The organism is Streptomyces sp. NPDC005799 (assembly GCF_040630525.1).
Taxonomy (GTDB): Bacteria; Actinomycetota; Actinomycetes; order Streptomycetales; family Streptomycetaceae; genus Streptomyces; species Streptomyces griseorubiginosus_B.
In genome coordinates this window covers 1-10,180 of record NZ_JBEXXQ010000075.1, presented here as the reverse complement: position 1 = coordinate 10,180, position 10,180 = coordinate 1, and the positions used below count along the sequence as shown (strand labels likewise).

The window sequence follows — 10,180 nt, the reverse complement described above, 5'->3', positions numbered from 1 at the left end:
TTTTCTTCGCACCCCCGGACGCCATATTCATCAAGGAAAGCATCCGATGACACACGAAGAGAATTCTGACAGTGAACTCTATGTACTGTGGCATGCGCGTCATCTCGCTGTAGAAGAGGAGGGACGGATCATTCATCGAGATCCGGATGGCAGTCTCCACTTGGATGAAGAGGAATGGAGGATCATCGGAATCTATGCACGCCCGGCGGATGCAGAAAAACAGAGAGAAGTGGCCAAGGGTTTGCCAGGTTTCCGCGACGAGCCCGACTGCTTCGAAATCTCCCCTGTGGTCGTCGACGAAGACCTTTGGAGGGAAGGGTTCTTCACCGAATTCCCGGCGGGGCGGCAGCATGACTGAACGGGTCCATTTTCATACTCGACCTTAAACTCCGACATGAGAGGTCCGCAATGAACCAGACTCTCTACCTTCTGGCGCACAGGCATCACTTCGCCGACGAACCAGGTGCCACTGCCGGCGTCGACTTCATGGAAGACGGTGAACCCCTCTTCTGGGACGACAGCGAGGACAGCTTCACGTTCCTCGGCCTGTACTCGAGTCGCAGGGGGGCCGAAGAGCGCATCGAGCGGGCGCGTACCCTGCCCGGATTCCGGGACCACCCCGACGGCTTCCACGTGCACGAGTACGTGGTGGGCGAAGCTCACTGGACCCATGGATTCAGCCCCGACAAGGCATCCGAAGAATGAGCCTTGTCCAACCTGTCGGCGGGGTCGAGTAGTTGATCGGGCGGAGGGATGAAGAGGTCCCGTCCGCCGAGATGGTGTATCGACGGCCACTTCGGCTCCACAGGCGTCGCCGCCTCGCGCGAGGGGCGGCAGTTTGTGGGGGTCGAGCTGTCCGCGCATTACCCCGATGTCGCTGAGGCGAGGCTCCGAGCGGAGCAGACCAAGGACGACTTCGTCCTGGCAGGACCGGAGGAATATGAGAGCGACCGGACTGGGGTCGACGGATCGCAGACGGACAAGGGCGGCTGGTGCATCGAGAAACCGAGGCACCAGCCGCACTTCCTCTTGCGTCAGGCCGCCTCGAACGCCCGCCGGATCAGCGGTCCAGCCTTCTCCGGGTCGGCTGCCGAGGCGATACGCACCTCCAGGTCAACGGTGCCGAGATGGCCGATACCGCGCATGTCGCGAGGGAAACAGGTGAGGGCGTCGTCCAGCTCGGCGTACAGGTCCTGCAGGCAGCCAGGAGCCGCACTCGCGTGGGCAGTTGCCTGAGCGGATGTGTTCCCGCCTTAGCTGCGACCAGCCGTGACCTCCCGCTCGCTCGCACGGGCCGAGCCCTGAATCGGCCAGCTGGACTTCGGGAGCAACCCCCGCCCCGACCAGGCGCGACGCACGGTTATCCACTGGAATACCGCATCCAGGTTTCGATTGCTCCTCCTGAAGTGATCACGGAGGGGGACGCTGATGACCGACCTGAAGCTGTTCCGGCTGGGAGAGCCGCTGATGAACTACGACGCGCCGCCCACACCCACCGGGCCCGGCTGGGGCCAGTCGCTGTACTCCGGCGCGGCGGGAGTCGCCCTGCTGCACGCCGTCAGAGCCCACACCGGCGAAGACGACAGGGACGCGCTCCGGCCATGGGCCGCCGCCATGCTCAAGGGCCCTATCCAGGCCGCCGCCGAAGCATGCGGTCTGTACGAGGAGCCCCGGCCGTCGCGTACGTCCTCAGCTTCACGCACACGAACACCGCTACGCGCGCCCTGGCGAGCCTGGACACACACCTCGCCGACGTCACACGCCAACGACTCCAGCGGGCACACGCCCGCATCGATCACGGCGGATTGCCCACCCTGGGCGAGTACGACCTCATCAGCGGACTGACTGGGCTGGGCGTGTACCACCTGCACCGCGGCCACAAGACGGAACTTCAGGACGTCCTCGTCTACTTGGCGCGGTTGACGGAACCGATCATCATCGAAGCGCAACATCTGCCCGGCTGGTGGACGGAAGACAGCCCCGATCTGCGACCGACGCCGCGATGGTCCCGGCGGACACGGCAACTTCGGCCTCGCCCACGGCATCACCGGACCGCTGGCGCTGGCTACGGCCCTGCGACACGGCCACACGGCGCCCGGACAGACGCAAGCCATCACCCGAATCTGCGACTGGCTCGACCGGTGGCGCAGCGGCACCGACTCGCGCACCTGGTGGCCGGACCTGATCACCCGAGCCGAACACCGACGCGGCGAACTCCAGCGCCCAGGACCGAGACGCCCGTCCTGGTGCTACGGCACCCCCGGCATCGCCCGCGCTCAGCAACTCGCCGGCCTCGCCCTCGGCGACAGTGCCCGGCAACGGCAAGTCGAGCAGGCCCTGGTCGGATGTCTGGCCGACGACCAGTAGCTCGCCCAGCTCACCGATGCCTCCCTCTGCCACGATTGGGCAGGGCTCGTGCAGACCGTCTCCCGTGCCGCCGCTGCCGCCTCAACGACGAACTCGCGTCGCATCTACGCTGCCTGAACGTAGTCCGTGGTGGTCCAGGTGCTTGTTGAGCCGGACGGCGCCGGCCTGATGGACGGCACGGCAGGCATCCACCTGGTCCGTCTCACCGACCCCGTCAACACAGCGATCACCGCCCCCTGAGACCGCTGCCTGCTCCTGACAGGGTGACGCCGTGAACCGCACCGCACACCAGAACACATGAGAACGATCTACCCCTGCCGTACGCACAGCCGGACACCTTCCGAAAGGACGCGATGAACACCACCACTGGCGCCTAGCGCTTCGACCCGGTCCGCTGCTTCCGGACCATGGCGATAAACCCGGTCCCTGCGCAGTTCACCGCGCAGGGCTGTGGTCGGAGCCATGGTCGGGCTCGTGGTTGGGGATTGCGCAGCCTTCGTCGGCTCTTGGTTGGGGGGTGCGCGACCGTGGTCGCCTTCATGGTCGGGGCCTTGCGCAGCCGTGGTCGGCCCGTGGTCGGACTTTGCGCAGGCACCCCACCAGCACGCTGCGCAGTGGCTGCGCAGCCCGTCTAGGCGGGTCGGCGTTGACTCTAGGCGACCATCCTGTCGGGGTCCTGGACAGGATGCCACACGGGCTCGGCAGGACCCTTGCTGCGCAGGTCCGTCAGTGCCGCTGTCAGGACCGGCACCTCGCGCAGGAAATGGGCCAGCGTCGGAGTCCTGGCAGCCAAGTTCAGGGCACTGATGCGGGTAGCTACGCCGACGGGACCGGTGCCGTCCAGCACGAACAGCAGGCGTGGGAAGAGCGGATAGCCCTGTCGCCATTCTTCCTGCACCGGTTGCTGCCCGATGCTGGGCTGGCGGCGGCGCCCCACAGGCACCGGTACGTAAGCGTGCAGGCGGGCGTACGCGGTGAGTTTCGCCGCCAGCCGTTCCGGGCCCATGGTGGCCCGGTCCACCTCGACGAACGCCCGCATCATCGACCCCTCCGGGCCCTCACGGCCACTCCGGTAGTACATGAGGGCGTCAGGGATCACGGCCTCGCCGCCCCCAAGAGAGTGGTAGACCTCGGGTATCCAGTCCAGCGGCCGGCACAGCTCACCGCGGCGGCGGGCGTCATCGAGGAAGACGAGCGCGGTCTCGGTCACCGTCAGCGTGTGTCCCACCCGCAGCCGTCCGGCGGTCGGATCGGCGATCGCCTTCGGTGGCCGCCGCCCGCGGAACTCCGGCCACTCAGACCGCACACCATAGGAGGTGGGCAACCACGCGCGCAGCCGTCCCGCCTGGGGCAGGGTGATGCGCTCGACCAGCCCTTCATTGCGCAATTTGGCCAGCCGCCGTCGGCTCTGCTCGATGCGCACCCCGGGGGCGATCACCCGGTGCATCTGCTCGGTGGTGGCCATCCGGTACTGCACCAGCACGGCCAGCGCCAGCCGGTCGCCACCGCCCGGATCCACGTCGATCATCTCGTCGGCCCGCCTCCCCTGTACGGGCGCCCCGTCCTGTGCGGCGCCGCACGCATCAGTCACGGCAGCAGCCGACACCGACCACACCTGCGTCCAGGCAGGCCCGACCGCGATCACGAAGCGACAACACCGCCCGGATCAGGTGCGACATCCGAGTCGACATCTCTGCCGGCAACTGATGTGCCAACTGATGCGCGCCTTCCCAAGCCGCGGATGACATCCCCGCAGGTCACCACGCCCTCGTCGGCTTGGTCGCCAGCCGGACATCCCCCTCTGCACACCCCCGCGCTCGCCCCGGAACAGAAGGAAAACAGGGGACGGCGGGCGAACGGGACGGGAGCGTGCCGCCGGGGGATCGGGGCCGCCGTTGTCCCTGTTGCGCGTCGGCGGGCGCCGCCGCGCTCGTGCACCGCAACAAGCGGCGCACACCAGCAACAGCAGCAGGGCCTGGGCGACGGAGTCGTGCACCTCAGCCAGCACGGCATCGAGCTTCGCCGCCGCCTGCCCGGAAATCCCTGATACCCGGAAGCTCCTGCTCCTTCGCCAGTTGGCCACGAGCGGGCGGCGCAGCGTGCAGGACAGAGGATCTCGAGAGCCCCTTACCGAAACGAACCCCTCGCCGCCCGGCCGGCGAACGATGGCACGACCTCGGGCCGCACGGGCTGGCCAGCATCTACGACGAAGCTGCGGCTGCCGTTGTCGCCCACCTCATCCGTGGGGCGCCCTTGGCGACAGGCCCGCCGTTTGACAGCCGCAGATAGAACTCCGGGTACTGCACGCCCTCGTCGGGCCGTGGTCACCACTTCCCCCACCACGCGCAGAACGTCAACCGAGAGCGATAGGGCCCTCCTCCGACCACGGCGAGTGCCGACGTGGGTCGTTAGTGTTGCCCCATGAGCGCGTTTGACACGGCCGAGCTCGAGGCCATGATCGAAGAGGCGACCGTCGACGCCTACAACGATGACGAGCAGCTGACCGGTCTGTTCACCATGCTTGAGGAGCACCTCGACCTGCCCTTCGCCACCGTGGTCCTCGGCGTCGAGGTGACCGTGGGCGGCATCGACCTGGCGCCGGACGGGAGAATCGTTGCTCTGTGCTCTCATGGCGGCATGCGGCAGTCGATCGGAATCCTCGATCTGCCTTTGCCCAGCCCGGCGCCCGAGGGGGCGCAGTGGATCGAGGCGTACCGTCACTGGGCCGGTTGAGGCCGGGCACTCGCAGGCACGCGAAACCGGATGTGTGAAGGGCTGAACATGGCTGACGCCGAACAGGGCACGCACAAGGACGTCGGCGAACGATCGCTGACCAACCTCATCGAGCGCAGTGCCGAGTTGAAAGGGCAGCTGGTCGCCTTCGGGCAGAGCTCCCGCTTCGACCGGTGGTTGACGCCGCTCCTGCTGGACGCCGCAGGGCCCGAGCGGCAGCTGGACGAGCTCGAGGCGATCCGGATCGTCGACCACTTCATCCTGCGGTACAGGCTGCCGGACGGTTCGACGGTGGTGGACCGGTTCGTCGCCGGACGGGAGGACTTGTCCGCGGTCGACCGGGACATGCTGCTCGGCTGGCGTGACCCGGTCGAGGGCATCTTCGAGATCCAGTGCAAGGAAAAGGATGCCGTCGTTCTGCTGAACCTGGTCGACGACCTGGAATACCGCACGTACTCGAACGTCGGACGGGCGGCATTCCGCGGAGTGTCCAAGGGGGACTTCCTCCACACCTGCCTGGTACCCGTCCACGCGGCTGAGGGGGCGTGGCTTGTGTCCGGGGCGATGTCGAGCTACGCCAGGGCCAGTGCGACCGAGATCGCCCAGGCCGCTCTCCAACTGGCCACCAGCCGACCCGAACTGGTCTTCCGCAATCCCCGGAAGGTCGAGCAGGGGTGGCAGGTGATGTGGGAGGACCGGGCCGCGTTCGTCGAGTTCTGCGGTGGCGACGAACTGGCGCTTCCGCCTGCCGAAGCTGAGAACCTCCTCAACGCCTACTACCGCCACCGCCAAGAGACCGCTGTAGCCGGACGGCCAGACCGAGCTCAGGGCAGACGGCTGCCCGGCCTTGACCTGCCCTTCTTCGAGTTGCCGCCGGAACTGGCGGGCGCGGACACCATCGGTGTCATCTACGACCAGGTCGACGGGCTCAACTTCTACGCGGACTACGGCAAGCTGCGAGACCTCTTCGCAGACCCGGCGCTCGCGGGCCGCAGGCAGCACCAGGACCTGCTGCGCACGTACCTGCGGGAGGAGTCGATCGGGCCGCTGCCGATCCGCCGACTGGCTGCCGCTCACCCGGAGACAGTCGACACCGTGTTCCGAAAGCTGCTGCGGAAGTCCGGATTCACCTGGAGCGAGCACGGCGAGGCGCTGCTGCGGCGACGCAAGCCCTGGTACTACGCGACCGAGCCGCGCCCTGGTGTATCGGTCATCGGCGACCGCCTCAGTGCGCTTGCCGCCGGCCGTCGACAGTGAGTGCTGCGTGACGCTGTGGGTGCGGAGGGCGAGGAGGGCGGAGACGCTGCCGGTCTCCGCTGGGGCCGGGCGTACAGCGGCGTGGATATGAGGTTCCGCGACGGCCGGTGGGTACAGAGAGTCCCATCTGACCTCTGTCAACACACCCTGCATCTCGGGGGGAACCGCAACGGGTTCACCATGGATGTTCATGGAACGGCGGCTTACATGGCCGGGACCAAAGAGCCCGGCCATGTCAACGTCTTCAGTCGCGGGGTACGTGGGAGCTCGCTCTCTCAGCTGAGCTGGCCCAGGTTCGCATTCCCCCCAGGCGCCGCCGCGTCCGCCGGAGGCAGCGCTGTGGCGTACAGACGCACATCACTCAGCCGTCCGTTCGCGTACTCGCCATACGTCCCCTGAAAGAGGCGCCGGCCGAACTGCACGGGTCCCGCCGCGTTCCAGGTCGTCCCCGCGTACGGCTTGGTCGCGGACAGGTGGCCGTTCACGTACAGGAGCAGTTGGTCGGCGTCGGCGTCGTAAACGCCCACCAGGTGGGTCCACTTGCCCGCCACCGCCTTGGCTCCGTAGGCCGCGGTGAACGACGTACTGCTGGTGTCGTCGTTGTGGCGGCCGAAGGCCCATACCTGGGCGCCGGAGGAGTAGTAGAGCTGGAAGCCGTTGGCGGCGCCGACGGACGGGTCGTCGGACTGGGAGAGGAAGGTCGAGTTGGTGCCCGACAAGGCGTTGAGCTTGACCCAGGCCGAGACGGTGAAGCTGCCGCTCGTGTCGACGCCGGGGGCGGTCGTGGCGGCGTAGGCGGTGGTGCCGTTCAGGTTCAGGGCTGCGCCGCGGTCGGGATCGGTGGTCCAGGCGGCACCGCCGGTCAGGGTGGCGGGCGTGTTGCCGGTGGTGTCGGCGGCGCTGGTGCCCGTCTTGTCGTCGAGGTTCCAGCGGTGGGTCGCCGTGTCCGTCACCGTGCCCAGTGACACCGGGGCGGAGAACGCTGCGGTCGTGCCGGATGGAGTGGTGCCCGGGTATTCGGTCAGCTGGCCTGCCGTGTCGGTGGCGTAGAGGTCGGGCTTGCCGTCCGGTCCGCCCGTGGCGCTGTTGACGTCGCCGGGTGAGGCGACGGTCGGGTAGTCGCGCATAGGCAGGACCGGGGACAGGGCCGTGGCCGGGTAGGTGTTCCAGCCCGCCGTGGCGGTGCTCGTCCAGTTCTGGGCGGCGGAGTTGTTGCAGGTGTAGAGGCGGACCTGGGTGCCGTTCGTAGTGGCGGCGCCGGGGTTGTCCACGCACTTTCCGGACTGTGGGTTGACCAGGCTGCCGGAGGCGCCCGTTGTCCATTTCTGGGAGCCGCCGCCGTTGCACTTGTAGAGCTGGAGCAGCGTGCCGTTGTCCGTGCCGCCGTCGGTCGCGTCGAGGCACTTGCCGAGGACGCGCAGGGAGCCGTCGTCGTGCAGGACCCACTTCTGGGCCGCGCTGCCGTTGCACGTGTAGATCTGGATCTTGGTGTGGTCGGCGGTGTGGGAGCCCGCATCGTCCAGGCAGAGCGTGCCGCCGGAGGACGTCTTCACGGCGGAGGTGAACGCGGTGTGGACCGGGGCGTGCAGCAGTTTGGGCAGGGTGGTGGTGGCGTCGATGGTGATGGGGAACGTGTAGAGGGTGCCGGATGCGTCGTCGCGGGCCCACAGGGTGGGGGTGCCGCCGGTGACCTTGCCGTTGCCGTTGTCGTCCACGGTGAAGGTACCGCCGACGCGTCCGGGCGCGATCAGGGTCAGGCCGGACCAGTCGCCGTCGCCCAACAGCCTCGGGTTGCCGAGGTGGTTGGCGCCGTACGTCTGGTAGAGCCAGAGCTTGTTGTGCTCCACCGTGATGACGGCGGGGTGGTCGGGGTTGCCGTACACGTCGCCGTCGGCGACCAGTTGGGAGATGCCCCAAGGGGCCTTGGGGTCGTAACCCGCCTGTGCGCAGCGGTCTGCGGGGACGACGTCCGTGGATTCGCATTCGTCCTTGGTGACGACGTCGTAGCGGCGGCCGACGAAGCCGGGGAAGGTGGAGTAGGGGCTGCGCGGGATGGCGCTGTCGTCCTTGGGGTCGAGGTCGTTCTTGACGACGTACAGCTGTTGCGTCTTGCGGTTGTATGCCAGCAGGTCGTCGTGGGTGTCGCCGTGCAGGTTGCCGCGGTGGGCGATCAGGTAGTCGTTCCAGGTGCCGGTGGGTGCGCCGGCGGCGGTCGAGACGATGACCGGGCCGCTGATCGCGGGCGGGTTGGCGTCGATAGGGCCGTTCTGCGCGGGTGCGGGGGCCTGGGCGGGGTCGTGGTCGCCGGGGACGAGTTCGAGGTCGCCGGTGCTGGTGGTGGCGAGCAGGTCGGGGCTGCCGTCGCCGGTGATGTCGCCGGGGGCGATCTTCGTCTTCGGGTCCCAGGGCGCGGTGAAGGTGTAACTCGCCGGGTTCTGCGAGATGTTGCCCGCCGCGTCCACCGCGGCGACGTAGAGGGTGTGTACGCCCCAGTCGGTGACCTTGACCGACACGGTCCCGGAGGCCGTGGCGCCGTTGGTGGACGTCACCTTCGCCGGCTCGCCGGTGGTGGCGGTGGGCTGGCTGTCGAGCTGCCAGAGGAAGTGGTCCACGCCGCTGGACTTGCAGCCCGCGGGATCGCAGGTGTCGGCCGGAGCGTTGTCCGCCGCTGTGACAGCGAAGTCGGCGACGGTCTTGTCGCCGGCGTAGGTGTCGCCCGCTCCGCTGCCGACGGGCGGGAAGTGCGGGTTGTCGGCGATCGTCGGCGTCTGCGGCGGGGTGAAGTCCGTGTCGAACCAGCAGTGGTCGCTGATCGCCGACTTCATCTTGAGGGAGGAGTTGTCCTGGGCGTAGACGTCCCAGCCGTACTCGTGACCGTCTTTGAGAGTGAAGCCGATCGGTGCGTCCGCGTCCTGGCCGGAGGCGACCATGCCGCTGTCCGGAGTGCCCTTGTCCACCGCGTTGCCGTCGGCGTCGAGGTCCGTGCGGTCCCAGACGTGGTAGTGCGCCTCGGCGTGCTCGCCCGAGATGTGCGTGACGACGGTGGAGTGCAGGGTGACGTTGCTGCCCGCGTCGCTGTACGTGGTCGCGCCGATCCAGCCGATCGCCCCGCTGCCGGTGACGCAGTTGCCGTCCGCGCCCCAGGGCTTGGGCGTGACGTGCAGCTTGGTGGGTGTGTCCGGTGGGATGTCGAAGTTCGTCGACAGGGCGAGGACTTGCGACATGCGCAGATAGTCGTCGTTGGAGCTGGTCTTGGACTCGTTGCCGAACAGGCCGATCGTCCAGGTGCTCTTGTTGCCGTTGGCGATCCTCTGGACCTGGTCGTCGACGCGGAAGTGGGCGGTGCTGTTGCTGCAGTTGTTGTTCGCTCCGCTGGGCACGGTGGTCTTCACGGCCGGGTAACCCTTGTCCTCAAGGGTGTCGGGCTGGTGGTTCCAGTCGGTGTTCTCGTTGATGGGGTTGGTGGTGTGCAGGGTGATCGGCTGGTCGTGGGAGCAGTCGAGACTGGCGGCGTAGGTGGTGCTCACGTCCACCTGCGCCTTGATGACGGTCATGGACGGGTCGAGGCCGGAGGTGTTGATCGTGTAGTACGACCGTTCCAGACCGACCCCGCAGGCCCCGCCCCAGCGTTGGTAGCCGACTCCCTCGCCGTTGGCCTGCGGCTTGTTGTACTGCGGGGCGTCGGAGCAGGCGGAGCTGGAGTACACCTCGTCGAAGGCGCTGGACTTAGTGGCTGTTGTCTTTCCGGTCTTGAGGACGGCGATTTCGCTGGTCGGGCATAGGGTCGGTGATTCCGCGGGAGTGGTGACCTGTCGTTTCGTCG

8 protein-coding genes and 1 pseudogene are annotated in these 10,180 nt (G+C 67.7%); 7 read left to right on the top strand and 2 right to left on the bottom strand.

Going from position 1 to position 10,180, the window contains the following annotated elements; all coding sequences use genetic code 11:
* Window positions 1–46: 46 nt before the first annotated feature.
* The 5 genes and pseudogenes from ABZ453_RS45030 to ABZ453_RS45010 all read left to right on the top strand — a co-directional run bounded on the left by ABZ453_RS45030 (window position 47) and on the right by ABZ453_RS45010 (window position 2,367).
* Window positions 47–358, top strand: coding sequence for a hypothetical protein (locus tag ABZ453_RS45030; RefSeq protein ID WP_359024932.1), 312 nt, complete (start codon window positions 47–49; stop codon window positions 356–358).
* A gap of 50 nt (window positions 359–408) precedes the next feature.
* Window positions 409–705 (top strand): hypothetical protein, encoded by a 297-nt coding sequence (locus ABZ453_RS45025; RefSeq protein WP_359024930.1) that lies wholly within the window; start codon window positions 409–411, stop codon window positions 703–705.
* A gap of 93 nt (window positions 706–798) precedes the next feature.
* Window positions 799–939 (top strand): annotated as a pseudogene (locus ABZ453_RS45020) (site-specific DNA-methyltransferase); the annotation flags it as partial.
* A gap of 489 nt (window positions 940–1,428) precedes the next feature.
* A complete protein-coding gene (locus ABZ453_RS45015) occupies window positions 1,429–1,845 on the top strand; it encodes a hypothetical protein (RefSeq protein ID WP_359024928.1) in 417 nt (138 codons plus the stop codon).
* 105 nt (window positions 1,846–1,950) lie between these two features.
* Window positions 1,951–2,367, top strand: a complete 417-nt coding sequence (locus ABZ453_RS45010) for a lanthionine synthetase LanC family protein (RefSeq protein ID WP_359024993.1) — start codon at window positions 1,951–1,953, stop codon at window positions 2,365–2,367.
* Window positions 2,368–3,019: 652 nt separating this feature from the next.
* Here the strand turns inward: ABZ453_RS45010 and ABZ453_RS45005 are convergent.
* Window positions 3,020–3,958 (bottom strand): replication-relaxation family protein, encoded by a 939-nt coding sequence (locus tag ABZ453_RS45005; RefSeq protein ID WP_359024926.1) that lies wholly within the window; start codon window positions 3,956–3,958, stop codon window positions 3,020–3,022.
* A gap of 830 nt (window positions 3,959–4,788) precedes the next feature.
* Here ABZ453_RS45005 and ABZ453_RS45000 point away from each other — a divergent pair.
* Both ABZ453_RS45000 and ABZ453_RS44995 read left to right on the top strand, forming a co-directional pair.
* A complete protein-coding gene (locus tag ABZ453_RS45000; RefSeq protein ID WP_359024924.1) occupies window positions 4,789–5,100 on the top strand; it encodes a calcium-binding protein in 312 nt (103 codons plus the stop codon).
* Between the two features lie 48 nt (window positions 5,101–5,148).
* Window positions 5,149–6,357 carry a hypothetical protein gene (locus tag ABZ453_RS44995; protein WP_359024922.1) on the top strand — a complete coding sequence of 403 codons (1,209 nt, stop codon included), beginning with the start codon at window positions 5,149–5,151 and terminating at the stop codon, window positions 6,355–6,357.
* A 275-nt stretch (window positions 6,358–6,632) separates the two neighbouring features.
* On the opposite strand, the gene ABZ453_RS44990 is transcribed toward ABZ453_RS44995, so the two are convergent.
* Window positions 6,633–10,064, bottom strand: coding sequence for a LamG-like jellyroll fold domain-containing protein (locus tag ABZ453_RS44990; RefSeq protein ID WP_359024920.1), 3,432 nt, complete (start codon window positions 10,062–10,064; stop codon window positions 6,633–6,635).
* Window positions 10,065–10,180: the final 116 nt, after the last annotated feature.